This window comes from Kocuria sp. CPCC 205263, assembly GCF_040981075.1.
Taxonomy (GTDB): Bacteria; Actinomycetota; Actinomycetes; order Actinomycetales; family Micrococcaceae; genus Kocuria; species Kocuria rosea.
Map to the genome: position 1 here is coordinate 20,587 of NZ_JAVKPV010000005.1, position 19,251 is coordinate 39,837.

Annotated in this window: 15 protein-coding genes; 12 read left to right on the top strand and 3 right to left on the bottom strand. The window is 74.8% G+C overall.

Annotated elements, in window-relative coordinates; translation table 11 throughout:
• Positions 1–138: 138 nt before the first annotated feature.
• From RF647_RS08930 to RF647_RS08965, 8 genes are all read left to right on the top strand, one after another.
• Positions 139–2,238, top strand: coding sequence for an acyltransferase family protein (locus RF647_RS08930; RefSeq protein ID WP_368811423.1), 2,100 nt, complete (start codon positions 139–141; stop codon positions 2,236–2,238).
• 42 nt (positions 2,239–2,280) lie between these two features.
• Complete coding sequence (gene guaB, locus RF647_RS08935) at positions 2,281–3,843, top strand: IMP dehydrogenase (protein ID WP_368811425.1); 1,563 nt, start codon at positions 2,281–2,283, stop codon at positions 3,841–3,843.
• Positions 3,844–3,877: 34 nt separating this feature from the next.
• On the top strand, positions 3,878–4,999 hold the full coding sequence (locus RF647_RS08940) for a GuaB3 family IMP dehydrogenase-related protein (protein WP_368811426.1): 1,122 nt from the start codon (positions 3,878–3,880) through the stop codon (positions 4,997–4,999).
• 100 nt (positions 5,000–5,099) lie between these two features.
• On the top strand, positions 5,100–6,074 hold the full coding sequence (locus RF647_RS08945) for an SURF1 family protein (protein WP_368811427.1): 975 nt from the start codon (positions 5,100–5,102) through the stop codon (positions 6,072–6,074).
• On the top strand, positions 6,067–6,651 hold the full coding sequence (locus RF647_RS08950) for a DUF3817 domain-containing protein (RefSeq protein WP_368811428.1): 585 nt from the start codon (positions 6,067–6,069) through the stop codon (positions 6,649–6,651). Before RF647_RS08945 ends, RF647_RS08950 begins: the two co-directional genes overlap by 8 nt.
• A 23-nt stretch (positions 6,652–6,674) precedes the next feature.
• Entirely contained in the window at positions 6,675–8,282 is a 1,608-nt protein-coding gene (gene guaA / locus RF647_RS08955; protein ID WP_368811429.1) for a glutamine-hydrolyzing GMP synthase, read from the top strand.
• A gap of 132 nt (positions 8,283–8,414) precedes the next feature.
• Positions 8,415–12,209: a hypothetical protein gene (locus RF647_RS08960; RefSeq protein WP_368811431.1), complete on the top strand. Its 3,795-nt coding sequence runs from the start codon at positions 8,415–8,417 to the stop codon at positions 12,207–12,209.
• Positions 12,199–12,480: a hypothetical protein gene (locus tag RF647_RS08965; RefSeq protein WP_368811432.1), complete on the top strand. Its 282-nt coding sequence runs from the start codon at positions 12,199–12,201 to the stop codon at positions 12,478–12,480. Before RF647_RS08960 ends, RF647_RS08965 begins: the two co-directional genes overlap by 11 nt.
• Here the strand turns inward: RF647_RS08965 and RF647_RS08970 are convergent.
• The 3 genes from RF647_RS08970 to RF647_RS08980 form a co-directional block, all read right to left on the bottom strand.
• Positions 12,449–13,165 (bottom strand): SAF domain-containing protein, encoded by a 717-nt coding sequence (locus tag RF647_RS08970; protein WP_368811433.1) that lies wholly within the window; start codon positions 13,163–13,165, stop codon positions 12,449–12,451. The genes RF647_RS08965 and RF647_RS08970 overlap by 32 nt on opposite strands.
• Before the next feature lie 129 nt (positions 13,166–13,294).
• Positions 13,295–13,621 (bottom strand): FmdB family zinc ribbon protein, encoded by a 327-nt coding sequence (locus RF647_RS08975; protein WP_368811434.1) that lies wholly within the window; start codon positions 13,619–13,621, stop codon positions 13,295–13,297.
• A 63-nt stretch (positions 13,622–13,684) separates the two neighbouring features.
• Complete coding sequence (locus RF647_RS08980) at positions 13,685–14,326, bottom strand: 5-formyltetrahydrofolate cyclo-ligase (protein ID WP_368811435.1); 642 nt, start codon at positions 14,324–14,326, stop codon at positions 13,685–13,687.
• 161 nt (positions 14,327–14,487) lie between these two features.
• On the opposite strand from RF647_RS08980, the gene galU reads away from it, so the two are divergent.
• From galU to RF647_RS09000, 4 genes are all read left to right on the top strand, one after another.
• Positions 14,488–15,402 (top strand): UTP--glucose-1-phosphate uridylyltransferase GalU, encoded by a 915-nt coding sequence (galU, locus tag RF647_RS08985; protein ID WP_368811436.1) that lies wholly within the window; start codon positions 14,488–14,490, stop codon positions 15,400–15,402.
• 14 nt (positions 15,403–15,416) lie between these two features.
• The gene (locus RF647_RS08990; RefSeq protein ID WP_368811437.1) at positions 15,417–16,049 is read left to right on the top strand and encodes a GNAT family N-acetyltransferase; all 633 of its coding nucleotides are present in this window, start codon (positions 15,417–15,419) and stop codon (positions 16,047–16,049) included.
• A gap of 155 nt (positions 16,050–16,204) precedes the next feature.
• Positions 16,205–17,107: a hypothetical protein gene (locus RF647_RS08995; protein ID WP_368811438.1), complete on the top strand. Its 903-nt coding sequence runs from the start codon at positions 16,205–16,207 to the stop codon at positions 17,105–17,107.
• Positions 17,108–17,275: 168 nt separating this feature from the next.
• Positions 17,276–18,925, top strand: coding sequence for a CHAD domain-containing protein (locus RF647_RS09000; protein ID WP_368811439.1), 1,650 nt, complete (start codon positions 17,276–17,278; stop codon positions 18,923–18,925).
• Positions 18,926–19,251: the final 326 nt, after the last annotated feature.

Genomic DNA, 19,251 nt, shown 5'->3' on the forward strand with positions numbered 1-19,251 from the left:
CGCGACGGGCGCCCCCGGCCCCGCCCCCTTGCTCCGCATCCCCCTCGCTCCGCATCCCCCTCGCTCCGCATCCCCCCGCTCCCCTCCCGGCGCCGCCCCGCGGCCGCGTCCGGGACGCTCCCTCCTGGAGGTGCCCCCGTGGCCACCGTGCACGCCGCCGCTCCGCAACCGTCCACCGGGACCACCGACCGCGGGGACGCGGCCCGGCGGCGGACAGGACGGTACTCGGGCTTCCGGCCCGAGGTCCAGGGCCTGCGCGCGGTGGCGGTGCTGCTGGTGGTGGTCTACCACGTGTTCCTCGGCCGGGTCTCCGGGGGCGTGGACGTGTTCCTGCTGATCTCCGCCTTCTTCCTCACCCTGTCCTTCGTGCGCAAGCTCGAGGCCGGCCGGCCCCTGGCCCTGGGGCGGTACTGGCTGCACGTGTTCAAGCGGCTGCTGCCCCTGGCGGTGCTCACGATTCTGGGCACCCTGGTGCTGGTGGAGCTGTTCTACCCGGGCTACGACGCCGGGCAGTGGCGCGCCGAGGCGCTGGCCTCGGTGTTCTACGCGGAGAACTGGGCGCTGGCGCTCAACGCGGTGGACTACTACGCCGCCGACCACTCGACCGCCTCGCCGTTCCAGCACTTCTGGTCCCTGTCCGTGCAGGGACAGGTGTTCCTGCTGTGGCCGCTGGTCTTCGCCGCGGCCTGGCTGATCTCGCGGCGGACCCGGTGGAGCCCCGTGCCGGTGCTGGCGGTCGTCTTCGGCCTGGTCTTCGCGGCCTCCCTGGCGTGGTCGGTGCACAGCACGGCCGTCCAGCAGGAGTTCGCCTACTTCGACACCCGCACCCGGCTGTGGGAGTTCGCCCTCGGGTCCCTGCTGGCCCTCGCGGTGCCCTGGTTGCGGCCCGGCCGCAGGATGCGCGTGGTCCTGGGCTGGGCCGGGCTGGTGAGCATGGTCTCGGTGGGGGTGCTGGTCGACGTGCAGGGGGCGTTCCCCGGGTGGATCGCGCTGTGGCCGCTCCTCTCGGCCGCGGCGATCATCGTGGCCGGGCAGTCCGGGTCGCGCTTCGGGCTGGACCGGATCCTCGCCTCGGCGCCGCTGGTGCGGCTGGGGGACTCGGCCTACGCGCTGTACCTGATCCACTGGCCGCTGCTGGTCACCTACCTCGTGCTGCGGGACCGGCCCATGGCCGGGCCGCGGTCGGGGGTCGTGATCGTGGTGGTCTGCCTGGTGCTCGCGGTGCTGGCCACCCGGCTGGTCGAGGACCCGCTCAAGCGCTGGACCTGGCCCGAGCGGTCCCGGCTGCGGCTGGCCGCGGTGATCGTGGTGTGCCTGGCGGCGGTCGCGGTCCCGGTGACCGCGGCCCGGGTGGCCGAGGAGCGGCGGGCGGTGGAGATCGCGGCGTCGGCCGACCGCAACAACCCCGGGGCGGCGGCACTGCTTCCGGGCTTCCGGTACGAGGGCGACCCGGACGCCGAGACCGTCCCCGTGATCACCGGGGAGCCGTACGCCAAGCCGTCGCTCGGCGAGCCCTGCCCGCCCGGCACGGGGGTCGGCGAGCGCTTCCGGCAGTGGTGCTTCGACACCGTCCCGAACCCTGAGCCCGCCGCCACGATGCTGGTGATCGGCAACAGCCATGTGCACCAGTGGATCCCGGCCGTCGAGCTCCTGGCCGAGCGCAACGACTGGCGGGTGGTCACCTACATCCGCGGCAACTGCCTGTACGCCCTGCCGGAGGAGCAGGTGGCCGACCACGAGGCGTGCGCGCGCTGGCTCGAGGGCGCCGACCCCGTGGTGGAGGCCGTGGACCCGGACCTGGTGCTGGTGCAGGGCACCCGCAGCACGGACGAGGACCAGGAGCAGTTCACCCCCGGGATGGAGCAGCGCATCCGCGGGCTGGCGGAGCGCGGCATCCAGGTCCTCGGCCTGCGCGACAACGCCCGCTTCGACTTCGTCCCCGCGCGCTGCGCCGCGGACCACGGCGCCGACGCCCCCGAGTGCGCCGCCTCCCACGTGATCCTGGGCCCGGACAGCCCGCTGGCCCCGGTGGCCGAGCTGCCGCGGGTCACGATGGTCGACATGGGGGACCTCATCTGCCCGGACGGCACCTGCGTCCCGGTCATCGGCAACGTGTTCACGTACTGGGACAACAACCACCTCACCGTCGAGTACGTGCGGAGCCTGGCGCCCCTGTTCGCGGAGCGCGTCGAGGAGGCCCTGCGCGCGGACGGGGCAGGGTTCCTCGCCGGGTCGTGAGCACGGCCACAGCCGTCCGCCGGCCGGGACTCGGCCCGTAGAATGATCGCGACTCCCTCGAAGCTGAAAGGCCCCACCGTGTCGGATACCGCCGTCCCCACCGCCCTGTCCGAGGACCCGTTCGGGTTCACCGGGCTGACCTACGACGACGTGCTGCTGCTGCCCGGCAACACGGACGTCATCCCGTCCGAGGCATCGACGCGCACCCGCCTGTCCCGGCGCATCGACCTGGAGGTGCCGCTGCTGTCCGCCGCCATGGACACCGTCACCGAGTCCTCGATGGCGATCGCGATGGCCCGCCAGGGCGGCATCGGCGTGATCCACCGCAACCTCTCGGTCCAGGACCAGGCCGAGCACGTGGACCGGGTGAAGCGCAGCGAGTCCGGGATGATCACCGACCCCGTCACCATCTCCCCGGAGGCGACCCTCGAGGAGCTGGACCGGCTCTGCGGCTACTACCGGGTCTCGGGGCTGCCCGTCGTGGACGCCGGGCAGAAGCTGCTGGGGATCATCACCAACCGCGACACCCGGTACCTGCCGGAGAGCGAGTTCCCGCGGCGCCGGGTGCACGAGATCATGACGCCCATGCCGCTGATCACCGGCAAGGTCGGGATGGCGAAGGACGACGCGCACCGGCTCCTGGCGACCAACAAGATCGAGAAGCTGCCGCTCGTCGACGACGCCGGCCGGCTCACCGGCCTGATCACGATCAAGGACTTCACCAAGGCCGAGCAGTACCCCCACGCGACCAAGGACGAGGAGGGCCGGCTGCGCGTCGGCGCCGCCGTCGGCTTCTTCGGCGACGGCTTCGAGCGGGCCATGACCCTCGTCGAGGCCGGCGTGGACGCCCTGTTCATCGACACTGCCAACGGGCACTCCCAGGGCGTGCTGGACATGATCGCCCGGCTCAAGGCGGAGACCGCCGCCGCGCACGTGGACGTCATCGGCGGGCAGGCGGCCACCCGCCACGGCGCGCAGGCCATCGTGGACGCCGGCGCGGACGCCGTGAAGGTGGGCGTGGGCCCCGGCTCGATCTGCACCACTCGCATCATCGCCGGCGTGGGCGTCCCCCAGATCACCGCCGTCAACGAGGCGGCGAAGGCGGCGATCCCGGCGGGCGTGCCCCTGATCGCCGACGGCGGCCTGCAGTACTCCGGCGACATCGGCAAGGCGCTCGTGGCCGGCGCGGACTCCGTGATGGTCGGGTCCCTGCTCGCGGGCTGCGACGAGTCCCCGGGCGAGCTGATCTTCGTCAACGGCAAGCAGTTCAAGACCTACCGGGGGATGGGCTCGCTGGGGGCCATGCAGTCCCGCGGCAAGAACACCTCCTACTCCAAGGACCGCTACTTCCAGGCCGACGTCGCCAGCGACGAGAAGCTCATCCCCGAGGGCATCGAGGGCCAGGTCCCGTACCGCGGCCCGCTCTCGGCCGTGGTCCACCAGCTCGACGGCGGCCTGCGCCAGACGATGTTCTACGTGGGCGCCCACACCGTCGAGGAGCTCAAGCACCAGGGCCGGTTCGTGCGGATCACGCCGGCCGGGCTCAAGGAGTCCCACCCGCACGACATCACGATGACCGTCGAGGCACCCAACTACCAGCGCTGAGCGACCGTCCGCAGCACCGTTCGGAAAGGACACCATGAGCTACGACATCGAGATCGGCCGCTCCAAACGCGCCCGCCGCACCTTCTCCCTGGACGAGATCGCCCTCGTCCCCTCCCGCCGCACCCGCGACCCCCGGGACGTGTCCACGGACTGGAAGATCGACGCCTACCGGTTCTCCATCCCGTTCCTGGGCGCCCCGATGGACTCGGCGACGTCCCCGGAGACGGCCATCGCCCTCGGCCGCGCCGGGGGACTGGGCGTGCTGGACCTCGAGGGGCTGTGGACCCGCTACGAGGACCCGCAGCCGGTGCTCGACGAGATCGCGGCGCTCTCCGGCGAGGACGCCCCGGCGTCCACGCGCCGGATGCAGGAGCTCTACGAGGCGCCCGTCCAGCCGGAGCTGATCACGGCCCGGCTGGCGCAGATCCGCGAGGCGGGCGTCATCGTCGCGGGGTCCCTGACGCCGCAGCGCACGGTGGAGCACTACCGCACCGTCCTGGACGCCGGCGTGGACGTCTTCGTGATCCGCGGGACCACGGTCTCCGCGGAGCACGTCTCCCGCAACCAGGAGCCGCTGGACCTCAAGAAGTTCATCTACGACCTCGACGTCCCGGTCATCGTGGGCGGCGCCGCGGGCTACACGCCGGCGCTGCACCTCATGCGCACGGGCGCGGCCGGCGTGCTCGTGGGCTTCGGCGGCGGCGCGTCCATGCGCATCCAGAACACCTTGGGGATCTATGCGGCCATGGCCACGGCGATCTCCGACGTCGCGGCCGCCCGCCGGGACTACCTCGACGAGTCCGGCGGGCGCTACGTCCACGTCATCGCCGACGGCGGCGTGGGGGTCTCCGGGGACATCGTGAAGGCGCTCGCCATGGGCGCGGACGCCGTGATGCTCGGCACCGCGCTGGCCCGCACGGAGGAGGCGCCCGGGCAGGGCTGGCACTGGGGCGCGGAGGCGCACCACGGGCAGCTGCCGCGCGGGCTCCGCACCCGCGTGGGCACCGTGGGCCCCCTCGAGGAGGTGCTCTTCGGGCCGTCCCGCCACGTGGACGGCACCTCCAACCTCGTGGGCGCGCTGCGCCGATCGATGGCCACCACCGGGTACCTGGAGCTCAAGGAGTTCCAGCGCGCCGAGGTGGTCATCCGCGGCTGACCCGTGACCGCCCCGCGGGGCCCGTGCCGCGCCCCGCTGGCCCGGCACGGGCCCCCGCCGCAACTGGCGAACGCCCAGGAAGGCGCACTAGCCTTGACGGGTGCTCACGACCGCCCTGCGCCCCCGTTCGATCCTCGCCCTGATCGTGAGCCTCGGGCTGGCCGTGGGATTCGTGCTGCTGAGCCAGTGGCAGCTGGAGTCCAGCGAGCAGTCCCGCACGGTCGCGGACCCCGCGAAGGACGTGGCCGTCCCGCTCACCGAGGCCGTCGAGGCCGGCGCCCCCGTGACCGCCGCGCAGGCCGACCAGCTCGTCACCGTCACCGGCGACTACCGGGACGGGTCCACCGTCCTGGTCCCGGGCCGGCTGCAGGACGGGACGGAGGGCTGGTGGGCCGTCACCGCCCTCGACGTCCCGGACACCCGGCAGCTGTGGCCCGACGCCGGCGGGGAGCTCACCCTCGCGGTGGCCCGCGGCTGGACCGCCGACCCCGCCACCGTGCCGGAGGAGCCGGCGGGCGCCGTCGACGTCGTCGGCCGGTACCTGCCCGCCGAGGGCCCGGTGCCCGGCGCGGACCTGCCCGCGGGGCAGGTGGGCACGGTGTCCCCGGCGCAGCTCACCAACCGCTGGGACGCCCCGCTGTGGTCCGGGTACCTGGCCGCCTTCGCCGAGAACCCCGCGTCCGCGCCGTTCCAGCTCGCTGGGGACGGGACCCTCGCCCCGGACGCCGCGCTGCTGGGCCCGGGGCTGTCCCGGCTCGACATCGACCAGCAGCCCACGGACGAGTCCGTGAACCTGCTCAACCTCTTCTACGCGGTCGAGTGGGTGGTCTTCGCCGGGTTCGCCCTCTACATCTGGTGGCGGTTCGTGCGCGACGAGTGGCAGCGCGAGCAGAACCCCGAGGAGTACTTCTACTTCGAGGGCGAGTACTACTACGACGAGGTGGCCGGGCGCTACTACTACTACGACCCCGAGGCGGGGGAGTACTACTGGTTCGACGACCAGCCCGGCGCCCGGGCGGGCGAGCCCAGCACCCACGACAGGACCCAGGACAGGACCGGAGCCCACCATGACTGAACCCACGCAGCCGACCCCCGCCCCGAAGGACCGCACCGACGGGGTGCGGGTCTCCCTCCCGCCGGACGCCCGCCCCGCGGAGGCGGCGTCCCCGGGTCGCGTCCCGCGCCGGGCGGCCGCCCTGCAGCCGCGCCGCCGCTTCGGGGGCACCGAGGCGCAGATCCGCGGGGCCCTGGGCTTCTACATGGTCTGCGCGTGGATCTCCGGGACCTTCCTGCTGCTGCTCGTGGCCGAGATGATCACCCGCTACGGACTGGGCTACGACCTCGTCGCGGGCGGCACCGACCGGGCCACGGGGGAGACCGTGGCCCTCGGCTGGCAGGACCTCGAGCTCGAGAACCTCGCGGGCGGGGTCAACATCTCCACGTGGATCCTCATCGTGCACGGCTGGTTCTACGTGGTCTACCTCATCTCCTGCTTCCGGATCTGGACGCTCATGCGCTGGCCCTTCCCGCAGCTCGTGGTGATGGCCCTGGGCGGCGTGGTGCCGTTCCTGTCCTTCGTGGTGGAGCGCAAGATCGACGCCTCCACCACCGCCGAGCTGCGCGCCAACCCGAAGGCCGCGAAGCGGTACTGAGCCCTCCCCGCGCCTGGCCTAGGATGGAGGGCGTGACCGAAACAGCTGAGACCCGCACCGATCTGGAGCAGCGCCCGGTCCTGGTGGTCGACTACGGCGCGCAGTACGCGCAGCTGATCGCCCGCCGGGTCCGCGAGGCCAGTGTCTATTCCGAGATCGTCCCCCACACCTGGTCGACCGAGCAGATCCTCGCCAAGAACCCGGCGGCGATCATCCTCTCGGGCGGCCCCTCCTCCGTCTACGCCGAGGACGCGCCGCAGCAGGACGCGGCGCTCTTCGAGGCCGGGGTGCCCGTCCTGGGCATCTGCTACGGCTTCCAGGCCATGGCGCAGGCCCTCGGCGGGACCGTCGCGCACACCGGCGCCCGCGAGTACGGGGCGACCACCGCGACCGCCGTCGGCGGCCCCACGGCCTCCATCCTGGAGGGCTCCCCGGGCACCCAGACCGTGTGGATGAGCCACGGCGACTCGGTCGTCGAGGCCCCCGCTGGCTTCGAGGTGCTCGCCTCCACGGAGACCACCCCGGTGGCCGCGTTCGCCGACGACACCCGCCGGCTCTACGGCGTGCAGTGGCACCCGGAGGTGAAGCACTCCGTGCACGGGCAGCAGGTGCTCGAGCACTTCCTCTTCGACGGCGCCCAGGTCGAGCCCACCTGGTCGACCGGCAACATCATCGAGGAGCACGTCCAGCGGATCCGCGCGCAGGTCGGCTCCGCGTCCGTGATCTGCGGTCTTTCCGGCGGCGTGGACTCCGCCGTCGCCGCCGCCCTGGTCCAGCGGGCCGTGGGCGACCAGCTCACCTGCGTGTTCGTGGACCACGGGCTGCTGCGCGAGGGCGAGGCCGAGCAGGTCGAGCAGGACTTCGTGGCCGCGACCGGCGTCAACCTCTACGTGGCCGAGGAGAAGGGGCGCTTCCTCACCGCGCTCGCCGGCGTCACCGACCCCGAGCAGAAGCGCAAGATCATCGGCCGGGAGTTCATCCGCTCTTTCGAGGCCGCCGCGGAGGAGGTCGCCAAGACCGCCGCCCAGGAGGGCGAGCCCGTGCGCTTCCTCGTCCAGGGCACCCTCTACCCCGACGTCGTGGAGTCCGGCGGCGGGGAGGGCGCCGCCAACATCAAGAGCCACCACAACGTGGGCGGGCTGCCCGAGGACCTGCAGTTCGAGCTCGTGGAGCCGCTGCGCACACTGTTCAAGGACGAGGTCCGCGCCGTGGGGCGCGAGCTCGGCCTGCCCCACGAAATCGTGGGCCGCCAGCCGTTCCCCGGCCCCGGGCTGGGCATCCGCATCATCGGGGAGGTCACCGAGGCCAACCTCGCGGTCCTGCGCCGCGCCGACGCCATCGCCCGCGAGGAGCTGACCCGCGCCGGGCTCGACGACGAGGTGTGGCAGATGCCGGTCGTGCTCCTGGCGGACGTGCGCTCGGTGGGCGTGCAGGGCGACGGCCGCACGTACGGGCACCCCATCGTGCTGCGTCCCGTGTCCAGCGAGGACGCGATGACCGCCGACTGGTCGCGCCTGCCCTACGACCTGCTGGCCCGCGTCTCCAACCGCATCACCAACGAGGTCGAAGAGGTCAACCGGGTGGTCCTGGACGTCACGTCCAAGCCCCCGGGCACCATCGAGTGGGAGTAGGCCCGGGGGCGGGCCCAGGGCCCGCCCCGCACGGGCGGTACACGAGCAGCCGGGGTCGAGCGGTCCGCACGGACCGCTCGACCCGTGCGTGAGCGGTGCCCGGCCCCCGGGCCGAGGCGCAGGAGGAGAACCATGTCGATCGGAGCCGACCGCACCCCCCAGGAGTCGGACACCTCCCGGGCGCAGCCCCCGCGCGTCTCGCTGCAGCCCTGGACCCGCCAGATGGACGCCTACACCGGCCCGGACACGCTGCTGGACTTCAACCAGGTCGACAACGTCTGCATCGACCTCACCGAGGCGAACTCCTCGGGGCAGGCGCAGCTGCTCATGGGCCGCCCCACCCGCCTGTCCACGATAGTGCACGACCCCGAGGCCTACGGGCACGCCGTGCGCGCGGCCCGGTCCCTGCGCACCAAGACCCACGAGCTGTCGGTCAACCACGGGCTGGACGCCGCGTACCTCGCCGCCGGCACCGCGTCCTGGCTCGCCCGGCCCCGGGGCTCCGACCCGACCGGCGCCGGACAGCGCCGCTGGATCGCCCCCGTCCTGCTCGCGCCCCTCGCCCTGAAGCCGCGCCCGGACCTCGACGACTTCGAGCTCCAGCTCGTCGGCCCCGCCCGGCTCAACCCCGCCATGGTCCGCCGGCTGGCCGCGGACCACGGCGTGGACCTGACCTCCGGCGAGCTCGCCCGCCTCGCCTACGGCACCCGGCGGCTCGACCCGGCCCCCGCCCTCGAGACCCTGCGCACCCTCGCCGGGGCGGTGCCCGGGATGCACGTCGAGCACAAGCTGCTCGTCTCCACGTTCGCCGATCTGCACGACCGGCCCGCCGACCTGTCGGTCGTGGCCCGCACCGCGGTGGTCCGGGACCTCGCCCGGCTCAAGGACTCCGCGGTCGGACGGATCCCCCAGGTCGAGGAGATCACGGACGACGCGCCCCCGCTGGACCAGCGCGACCCCGCCGACGAGCTCCTCCTGCTCGACGCCGACGGCCCCCAGCAGGAGGTCCTCGACCTCGCCGCCCAGGGCCACTCCTTCGTGGTGACCGCGGCCCCCGGCACCGGGCAGCTCGACACCGCCGTCAACACGGTGGGCACCCTCGTGGCCGCCGGCCGGACCGTCCTGGTCCTGGGCGAGCGGCGCACCACGCTCGCCGCGTTCGGGCGGCGGATGGACGGGCTGGGCCTGGGCACCGCCGTCCTGCCGCTGTCCTCCCAGCTCAGCGACGCCGACGTGGCCCAGCAGCTCGTCCGGGCGGTGGCCCGCAACGAGCGCGCCGAGCGCCCGGACCTCGCCGAGCTGCACGAGACGCTGCGCACCAGCCGGGACCAGCTCGCCGAGCACGTGCGGTCCCTGCACACCGTGCGGCCCCGGTGGTCCGTCTCCCCGTACCGGGCCGTGCAGGCGCTCGCCGAGCTGACCTCCCGCCGGCCGGCGCCCGCCACGGCCGTGCGGTTCCCGCGCTCCGTGCTCGACGCCGTCACGGAGCGCGGCGACGCCGTCGCCCGGCTCGAGCGCGCCGCCGAGCTCGGGGCGTTCGACGCCGGGACCCTGGCCGGGCCCTGGACCGGGGCGCGCCTGGTCAACGAGGACGAGGCCCGGCAGGCGCACCGGCTGGCCCAGTCCCTCCTCCTGGAGCTCACCACCCTCGAGACCGGGATGCGGCACGTCCTGGCCACCAGCGGGCTGCGCGGCGGCACGACCGTGCCCGAGTGGGGCCGGCAGCTGCGACTGCTGCAGGAGGTCCAGGACTCCCTCACCCGCTTCACGCCCGACATCTACGACCGGCCCGTGACGGACCTGGTCGCGGCGACCGCCGGGTCCGGCTGGCGGCGGGAGCACGGGATCGAGATGACCGGGCTGCAGCGCTCACGGCTGCGCAAAGCCGCGAAGGAGTACATCCGGCACGGGGTGCACCTCTCGGACCTGCACGCCGCCCTGCTGCGCGTGCAGTCGGAGCGGGAGCGGTGGCGGGAGTGGGCCACCTCGTCCACGCACCCGGTCGTCTCCGAGCGGGTCGAGGAGCTCGCGGCCGTGCAGGCCCGCTTCGTGGAGGACCTCGAGGGCCTGGCCATCGCCCTCGAGGGCTCGTCCACCGGCGCCGACCTCCTGGGACAGCCGATCGACCGGCTGCGCGAGACCCTGGACGGGCTCATCAACGACGAGGAGAACCTCGCCGTGCTGCCCGAGCGCACCGTCCTGCTCGACGAGCTGCGCGGCCAGGGCCTCGGCGAGCTCGTGGACGACCTCGTCCGGCGCACCGTGCCCCGCGCGGAGGTCCCCGGGGAGTTCGACCTCGCGTGGTGGCAGTCCACGCTCGAGGCCATGATCACCGGCGACGACTTCCTGGCGATGCCGGAGGGGCACACCCTGCGCAAGGTGGAGTCCGTGTTCCGCCGCGCCGACACGGCGCACGTGGCCTCCGGGGCCGGCCGGCTCCTCTGGGAGCTCGCCGACCGCTGGCAGCGCACCGTCCGGCGCTCCCCGCGCGCGGCGGCCGCCCTGCGCCGCATGCTCCGCGCCGGGGCCGCTCCGCTCGAGGAGATCAGCGCCTCGGCGGGCGAGCTGATCGGCTCGCTGGTGCCCGTCTGGACGGCCAGCCCCCTGGTGCTCTCCGCGGCGCTGCCCGAGGACCACGACTTCGACGCCGTGGTGGTGCTGGACGCCGAGAGCTCCCCGCTCGCGGCGGTGCTGCCGGCGCTGACCCGGTGCCGGCAGGTCATCGCGTTCGGGGACCCGCACCTGGGCCGCCCGCAGCCGTTCACGGTGGCGCCCACCGCGGTGCCCGCCCCGGGCGCCCAGCCGGTGGTCGAGGTGGACAGCGCCTTCGACGCCCTCTCCCGCGTGGTGCCGGAGCGGACGCTGCGGACCGTGTACCGGTCCATGGACGAGCAGGTCTTCCGCCACCTCAACGAGCAGTTCTACGGCGGGCGCCTGAGCAGGCTTCCGCACGGCGAGTCCGTCACCGGGGCCACCCCCGTCCTCGACGTCGAGTACGTCCCGGACGGTGTGGGCGCCCTGACCGCCGGGATCGAGGGCATCCAGGCGCCCGCCGCCGAGGTGCGGCGCGTCGTGGAGCTCGTCTTCGAGCACGCCGCGCGCCACCCGCGCCGGTCGCTGGCCGTGGTCACGGCCAGCGCGGTGCACGCCGCGCGGATCGCGCAGGCCGTCCGGCAGCGGATGCGCGAGGAGCCCGCCGCCGCGGCCTTCTTCGCCCCGGGCCCCGAGTCCTTCCGGGTGGTCGACCTGCACCGGGCGGCGGGCATCGTGCGGGACACCGTCATCTTCTCGCTGGGCTTCGGCAAGACGGCCAACGGGCGCACCGTGCCGTACCTCGGGGCGCTGTCGGAGCGGCACGGCCGCCAGCACTTCGTGCTCGGCATGACCCGGGCCCGCCACAGCACCCGCATCGTGACCTCCCTGCACCCGGGGGAGATGGAGGGCAAGGGCCTCCAGCACGGCGCGCGGGACTTCGCCCGCGTGCTCGCCGCGCACCTCGGCGGCCCGCCGCCGGGGGAGGAGGAGGCCCGGGACACCCACGACGACGCCCTGGTGGTCGACCTCGCCCGCCGGCTGGTGGAGCGCGGGGCCTCGGTGCGGCTGGACTACGCGGGCGTCCTCGACCTGGTCGCCTGGGCCGGCACGGAGTCGCTGTCCGCGGGGGCCGTGGTCCTGGGCCGCGCCCGTGCCGAGGACCGGCCGCTGCGGATCCCCGTGGCCGGGCAGTCCGACGGGTCGCCGGAGAACGCCGCCCTGTCCGTGCGGGAGCGCTCGCGGCTGCGGCCCCAGCAGCTCGAGCGCACCGGCTGGAACTACCTCACGCTGTGGACCATCGAGGTCTTCACCGACCCGGACACCGTCGCCGAGCTGATCCGGCGCTATCTCGGCCTGCCCGCCGCCCCGCAGCGGGGTGACCGTGCCGGCTGAGCCGGGCCCGGCGTCCGGCGGGGCTCCTGGGCCCGCCGAGCCGGACCGCGCCCCCGGGCGGGACGTGCCCGCCGCCCCGCGCCCCCGCAGGCGCGGGCCGCGGCGTGCCACCGGGGGCACGTTCACCGACGGCACGGTCACCGGGGCGGAGCCGCGCCTGCCCGGCCTGGACGGGCGGGCGCCCGGGACGGACGAGGACCGGGCGGACGAGGCCTCCGATCGGGCCCACGAGGACTGGCTCAGGGCCCAGCGGCCTCCGCACTGGGACTGACCGGCGCCGGGACGAGGACCACGGTGGTGCGCCCGGTGCCGCCCGCCCCCGCGAGCTGCGCGGCGCCCTCGTGCGGGGCCCCCACCACCAGCAGTCCCTCCTCCTCGGAGGCGTCGGGCCCAGCGAGCAGACCGCCGTCCCCGCCGGGGCCCGCGGAGGAGACCCACAGCACGGGCAGGCCCCGGCCCAGGACCTGACGCCCGCCCGGCGCGGCGCCGTCGGGCAGGTGGACGACGTCCACGTGGTCGCCCGCGCGCACGTGCCGCAGCACACCTGGGTCGTCGATGCGCAGTGTCACCGCCGTGACGCCCCCGCCCTGTCCCGTCAGCAGGCCCGGGCCCACGAGCGCGGTCTCCGTCAGCGGCTGCCCGGGGCCCGCGGCGCCCGCCAGGACGCGCCCGGACAGCTCCGCGGGGTCGGCCACGGCGCCCTCCGGCGCCAGCCCGTGGGGATAGGCGGCCACCGCGAGCCGCTCCGGGGAGACCACCGTGCCCGCGGGCAGCGCCTCGGCGGCGGTGACCACCGGCACCGTCCTGGTCTGGGGCGGGCCGAGCCGCAGGACCACCAGGCCCGCCGCGAGCCCGAGGAGCAGCGCGGCCACCAGCCGGCGGCGCCGGGACAGCGCCGAGCGCAGGTGCAGGGACAGCGGGTAGCGGCGTCGGACGGTTCGGGGGCGGCGGCTCATGCCGGGCACGCTACGGGGCGGGCGCCCGGGAGCCCGCCGTTCCGGAGCCGCCTGGGGAGGGGCGGGCGGCGCCGCCCGGGAGGAGCCTCCCGTGCAGTGCGGACGCCGGGGCGGCGTCCGGGGACCGGCTCAGTCGGAGGACCCGCCCGCGGTCGCGGAGGCAGACGAGGAGGACGCGCCCGCGCCGGCGGTCGCCGGGCTCGCGGACTTCGCAGGAGCCGCCGCCGGCTCGGCGGTGGAGGACGCGGAGGACGTGGAGGCGCCCGAGTCCGCGCCGCCGGAGCGCGAGTCGTTGCGGTAGAAGCCGGAGCCCTTGAACACCACGCCCACCGTGTTGAACTTCTTGCGCAGGCCCCCGTCGCACTCCGGGCAGACGGTCAGGGCGTCCTCGCTGAACGACTGGCGGATGTCGAACGCGTGGCCGCAGTCCTTGCAGGCGTAGGCGTAGACGGGCATGGGTCCTCCTGGGAAGGGTCGACGAGCGCGCTCGCTGGCACTCGAAGGGGTCGACTGCCGATTCTACCGTGTTCTCCGCGCCGGACCGGCGGGCCCCTCCAGCCGCACGGTCCCGTTCTCCGTGAGGGCCAGCGGCACGGGGGCGTCGAGCTCCTCGACCGGCACGGACCCGGCCGGGAGGACCTCGTCGGCGAAGACGCACACCACGGTGCGCAGCTCCGGGTGCGCCGTGCGCGGCAGCGTGGCGAGGAAGCGGTCGTAGTAGCCGCCGCCGAAGCCCAGCCGCGCGCCGCCGGGCGCCACGGCGAGCGCGGGCACCAGCAGCAGACCCACCGTGTGCATCACCTCCGCGCCGTGGCGGGCGCCCACGGGCTCGCGCAGTCCGCCCGCGCCGCCGGACCGCTCGGGGGTGTCCGGTGTCCACCGCGCCCACGAGAGCCGGCGCCCGGGCTCGCACACGGGCACCCAGATCCGGTGACCGCGGTGGTGGGCCGTGACGAGGGCGGGCTCGAGGGGCGGCTCCGTGGCCAGCGGCAGGTACGCGGCGACGTCGAGGTGCGGGCGGTCGGCCAGCAGCTCCGCCAGGTGCCGGTCGAACGCCACGGCGGCGTGCTCGCGAGCGGCGCGGGAGCGCCGCGCCCGCGCCGCCACCAGCTGCCGGCGCAACCGGGCCTTGGCCTCGGCGGGACCGCGGGGGTCGGTCATCGTCGTGTCCGCTCCTCGTCCGATGCTCGGCCCGGGAGGCGCCCGGACGCGCCGGCCCTGCCGGGCCGGTGGTGCGAGGCTAGCCGCGCACCACCGCGGCGGGCAAGCGTGCCCGGACGGGAATCCGCTGGTGGGAGCCCCCGATCCGTTAGCCTGAGCGCATGAGTGGAAACAGCAACCCCCGGACGGTCCGGAAGGCCGTCATTCCTGCCGCCGGGCTCGGCACCCGGTTCCTCCCCGCGACGAAGGCCATGCCCAAGGAGATGCTGCCGGTCGTGGACCGACCGGCCATCCAGTACGTGGTCCAGGAGGCGGTCGACGCCGGCCTCCAGGACGTCCTCATGATCACCGGGCGCTCGAAGCGGGCGCTGGAGGACCACTTCGACCGTGTGCCGGCCCTGGAGCACCAGCTCGAGGAGTCGGGCAAGACCGATCTGCTGCGGGCGGTCGAGCACGCCTCCGAGCTCGGCGAGATCCACTACCTGCGCCAGGCGGACCCCAAGGGCCTGGGGCACGCGGTGCTGCGGGCGAAAATCCACATCGGTGACGAGCCCTTCGCGGTGCTGCTGGGCGACGACCTGATCGACGCCCGGGACGAGCTGCTCACCGAGATGATCGCCGTGCAGGAGCGCACCGGCGGCTCCGTGGTCGCGCTGATGGAGGTCCCGCAGGAGCAGATCAGCGCCTACGGCTGCGCGGACGTCACCGCGGTGGCGGGGGAGGACTACGTGCGGATCAACGGGCTGGTGGAGAAGCCGGCCCCGGAGGAGGCTCCCTCCAACCTGGCCGTGATCGGCCGCTACGTGCTGGTGCCGGAGGTGTTCGAGGTGCTCGAGAACACCGCCCCCGGGCGCGGCAACGAGATCCAGCTCACCGACGCGCTGCAGACCCTCGCCCAGCGAGAGGGCGAGGGCGGCGGGGTGTACGGGGTGGTCTTCAAGGGCCGTCGCTACGACACCGGCGACAAGCTCAGCTATCTCAAGGCCAACATCATCCTGGCCTCGGAGCGCGAGGACCTCGGGCCCGAGCTGTGCGAGTGGCTCAGGGAGTACACCCGGACCCTGCCGGTCGGCTGAGAGACCGCGCTCCCGTGGCCGGACAGTTCCGGTGGCCCGTCACCGTCTCCTGGGGGGACCTCCGGCTGCGTCCGCTGGCCCGGGGGGACCGCCGGGAGTGGGACGTCGTGCGCGCCCGCAACCGGGACTGGCTCGACCCGTGGGAGGCCACGAACCCCGCACCCGGCGGGGTCCCGCCCACGTTCGGGCAGTTCGTGCGCACCCTCGACCAGCAGGCCCGGCAGGGCACTGCCCTGCCCTTCCTCATCACGGAGCGGGTCCCGGGGACGGAGCGGTTCGGTCTCGTCGGCCAGCTGACCGTCTCCGGGATCTCGTGGGGGTCGTTCCTGTCCGCGACCCTGGGGTACTGGGTGGACCGGGACCAGGCGGGACGCGGCGTGGCCCCCATGGCGGTGGCCATGGCCACCGACTACTGCTTCCAGGGCCTCGGGCTGCACCGGATCGAGATCAACATCCGGCCGGAGAACGCCAAGTCCCTGCGGGTGGTGGAGAAGCTCGGGTTCCGGGACGAGGGGCTGCGCAAGGACTTCCTGCACATCGACGGGCGCTGGACGGACCACCGCAGCTTCGCGCTCACCGCGCCCGAGGCACCCGAGGGACTCGTCCGCCGGTTCACGGGATCGGACCGCCCCGCCGTGTGGCAGTGACCCGGCCGGGCGTGTCCACAGGGATACCCACAGGCGCGCCCCCGCGGTAGTAGGCTGTTCCTCACGGCCCGAGCCCGGGCCCCGGACACGCCGGCGCAGCGCGCCGGCGTCTCCTGTCCGCTCGATCCGGCGACCACGAAGGCAGGACCGCGACCATGATCTGGGTGAGCAGCTCGGCCGTGCTGGCCGTGGTGTGCGCGCTGTCGCTGTTCTGGGTCCTGCCGCGACTGCAGCGCCGCCGGGATCTCCCCGTCGAGGCGCCGGCCGAGACGGTCGGCCCCGACGGTCTCCCCGCGTCGATCGAGCAGCCCCCACCCGCGTCCCGCCGACGAAGGAACATCATGGCGACCACCGACACCGTCCCCCGGCCCGCCGACGGCGACCCCGGACGCACCGGCAGAGGGCACCTGCGCATCAGGCGGGACCGCGCCGTGATCCTCCTCGCCGGGTGCGCCGCCCTCCTGGCCGCACTCGTCACCGCCGTGGTCGCACCGTTCTCCGCCGCGGTGAGCTGGCCGTGGCCCGTGTTCCTGCTGCTGCTGGGCATCGGCTCCGTCCTGTCCCTGCGCTACCTGGCCGTCCAGGACCGGGCCGTCCGCCGCGCGTCGCGCCCCGCGGTCCGGGCGCAGGAGACGGAGGCGGAGCCGCACGCCCCCCGCGAGGACGTCGCCCTGTTCGACAACGAGCACGCCGTGGCGGAGGAGGTCCGCGAGCAGTCGCGCCAGGCGGCCGAGGACCTCGACCTGCCCACCCCCGAGGAGCAGCCCCGGATGCCCGCACCGGCCGCCTTCACGGTCGAGGAGCTGCGGGCCGAGGCGCTCCGCGTGGCCCGAGAGTCCGCGCCGACGGCCCCGGCCCGGACGTGGGAGCCGGTGCCCGTGCCGCGTCCGACCTACGCCGAGGCCCCCGTGGTCCAGCGCCCGGAGCCGGAGCCGCTGCCGGTGCCGGAGCAGCCCGCTGCCCGCTCCGCGAGCCTGAAGGACGCCGTGCGCACGGGCGAGGAGCAGGGCCGCGCCGCCCTCGATCTCGACGACGTCCTCAAGCGGCGCCGCGCCTGAGCCCACGCGCCACCCGGCCCGGTCGACCGGGCCGCACGCACCGCCGCACGCCCCCGCCGGGGCGCGCGGCGGTTCGCGTTCCCGGGGGCCGTGCACGGCCCCGGTATCATCGCCGCAACGACCGGTCGCCGGTTCCGGCGACCGGTGGCCCCGACCAGGAGGACACCCATGACCGCCGTCGCCCACCGCGAGGTCGAGCGCAAGTACGAGTTCCCCGAGGGCGCCGAGGCCCGGGTGGACTGGAGCACACTGGAGGGGTGCACCGTCTCGGCGGAGCCCGTGGAGCACCGCATGGAGGCCGTCTACCACGACACCGAGGACATGGCCCTGGGGCGGCGCCTGGTCGCGCTGCGCCGCCGCCGGGGCGGGGCCGACGACGGGTGGCACGTGAAGTTCCAGGGCGCGGACGGACGCCACGAGCTGCAGGTGCCGCTGCTGCGCTCCCCGGACCGGATGCCCGCGTCCGTGCGGAACCTTCTCGCCGGGCTGACCGGGGGACAGGAGCTGCGGCCGGTGGCGACCCTGCGCACCGTCCGGCAGGTGCACCGGATCAGCGACAGCACGGGGGCGGCGGTCGCGGAGCTCGCCGTGGACGTCGTGGAGGCCGTCGACGAGCGCACGGGAACGGCGCGGTCCTGGTCGGAGTGGGAGGTCGAGCTCCTCGACGGCACGGTGCCCGAGGAGCGCCAGGAGCAGATCTTCGCCGCGGTCGAGGCCGTGGTCTTCGCGGCCGGCGGGAAGCCGTCCACCTCCCGGGCGAAGATCGCCCGTGCGCTCGGCGAGGACGACGACGCCGCGGCGGGGCCCGGCCGGGAGCAGGACGAGAAGCAGCCGGAGAGCGAGAGCGGGAAGACGGCCGGGAACGGCACGAAGAACAAGAAGAACAGGAAGAACAAGAACAAGAAGGCGGGAAAGAAGGGGAAGCCGGCGGGCGGGCCGGACGTGCTGCGCGCGGTGCTCGGGGAGCTCGCCGAACAGCTGGTGCTCTGGGACTTCAGGGTCCGCCTCGACGTCCCGGACGCGGTGCACCAGATGCGCGTGACGTCCCGTTCCCTGCGCAGCGTGCTCAGGGCGGCCGAGCCGTTCTTCGACGGCGCGGCGGCGGAGGAGCTGGATGCCCGGCTGCGGGAGCTCGCCCGGACGCTGTCCGCGGCGCGGGACGCGGAGGTCACGGCGGAGCTGCTGGCCGGGCGCGTGGAGGCGCTCGAGGGCCGGGTGGGGCCGGCCGCGGCGGAGATCCTGCGGCAGCGGGCCGAGGAGCAGGCAGGGACGGCGGCCGCGAAGGTGGGCCGACACGTCACGGGCCGGGAGCACCTGCGGCTCCTGGCGGACGTCCAGGACTTCGCCGCCCATCCGCCGCTGACCGAGGAGTGCACCCGGCTCTCGGGGCGAGAGGTCGCCGACGCAGTGGTGCACCGGGCCCTGCGGAAGGTGGTGCGCGTGGCCGAGGCGGAGCAGGCCGGCGGCCCGGACGGCGAGGGGCAGCTGGAGCACCTGCACGACGTCCGCAAGGCCGTCAAGCGCGTGCGCTACGTCGACGCCGTCCTCGGCCGGACCGGGCACCGGCCGGGCAAGCAGCTGCGGCGTGCGGCCCGGGACGCGGAGGACTACCAGGACGAGCTGGGCCGGATCATGGACGCCGCGGTGGTGGAGCGGTGGCTCGCGGGCACGGCGGCCGCCCTCGGTCGCTCCGGTGCGGACCGTTACGCCGTGGGGGCGCTGCACGGCGCCGAGGTCCTCCGGCTGCGGGCCGGGACCGACGGCGGGACGGACGTGGTGGGGGTGCTCCTGTCCCAGTTGCGGGAGGACCTCGCCTGAGCGGTGCTCCGGACGCCACCGCGCGGGCACCTCCCGGCGGGCTCCGGACGCCATCGCGCGAAAGCCACCGCGCTGACGCCTCCCGAGAGGCTCGGCCGGGGAGCGCCCCGACACACCGGAGCCGCCTCGGCTCCGTCCGCACCCGCGGGCGGCAGGCCGCCGGGGCGGGCCTGTCCGGTTCCGTCGCAGTAGTCATGCCCGGGTCACGGGGACAGGGGGACGATGGTCGCAGTCGACGGGCTGTTCGCGTTCTCGCGCGTACTCCGGCCCGGAGTCGACTGCCCGGTCGGCCGGTGAGGACGGCCGCCGGGACGGCTTCCAGCACC

Coding starts and splice junctions, on each gene's coding strand:
- RF647_RS08975 (WP_368811434.1), bottom strand. CDS start 13,621: ATGCCCGTCTACGCCTACGCCTGCAAGGACTGCGGCCACGCGTTCGAC.
- RF647_RS08940 (WP_368811426.1), top strand. CDS start 3,878: ATGAGCTACGACATCGAGATCGGCCGCTCCAAACGCGCCCGCCGCACC.
- RF647_RS08980 (WP_368811435.1), bottom strand. CDS start 14,326: ATGACCGACCCCCGCGGTCCCGCCGAGGCCAAGGCCCGGTTGCGCCGG.
- RF647_RS08960 (WP_368811431.1), top strand. CDS start 8,415: ATGTCGATCGGAGCCGACCGCACCCCCCAGGAGTCGGACACCTCCCGG.
- RF647_RS08995 (WP_368811438.1), top strand. CDS start 16,205: ATGATCTGGGTGAGCAGCTCGGCCGTGCTGGCCGTGGTGTGCGCGCTG.
- RF647_RS08950 (WP_368811428.1), top strand. CDS start 6,067: ATGACTGAACCCACGCAGCCGACCCCCGCCCCGAAGGACCGCACCGAC.
- guaB (WP_368811425.1), top strand. CDS start 2,281: ATGATCGCGACTCCCTCGAAGCTGAAAGGCCCCACCGTGTCGGATACC.
- RF647_RS08970 (WP_368811433.1), bottom strand. CDS start 13,165: ATGAGCCGCCGCCCCCGAACCGTCCGACGCCGCTACCCGCTGTCCCTG.
- guaA (WP_368811429.1), top strand. CDS start 6,675: ATGGAGGGCGTGACCGAAACAGCTGAGACCCGCACCGATCTGGAGCAG.
- RF647_RS09000 (WP_368811439.1), top strand. CDS start 17,276: ATGACCGCCGTCGCCCACCGCGAGGTCGAGCGCAAGTACGAGTTCCCC.
- galU (WP_368811436.1), top strand. CDS start 14,488: ATGAGTGGAAACAGCAACCCCCGGACGGTCCGGAAGGCCGTCATTCCT.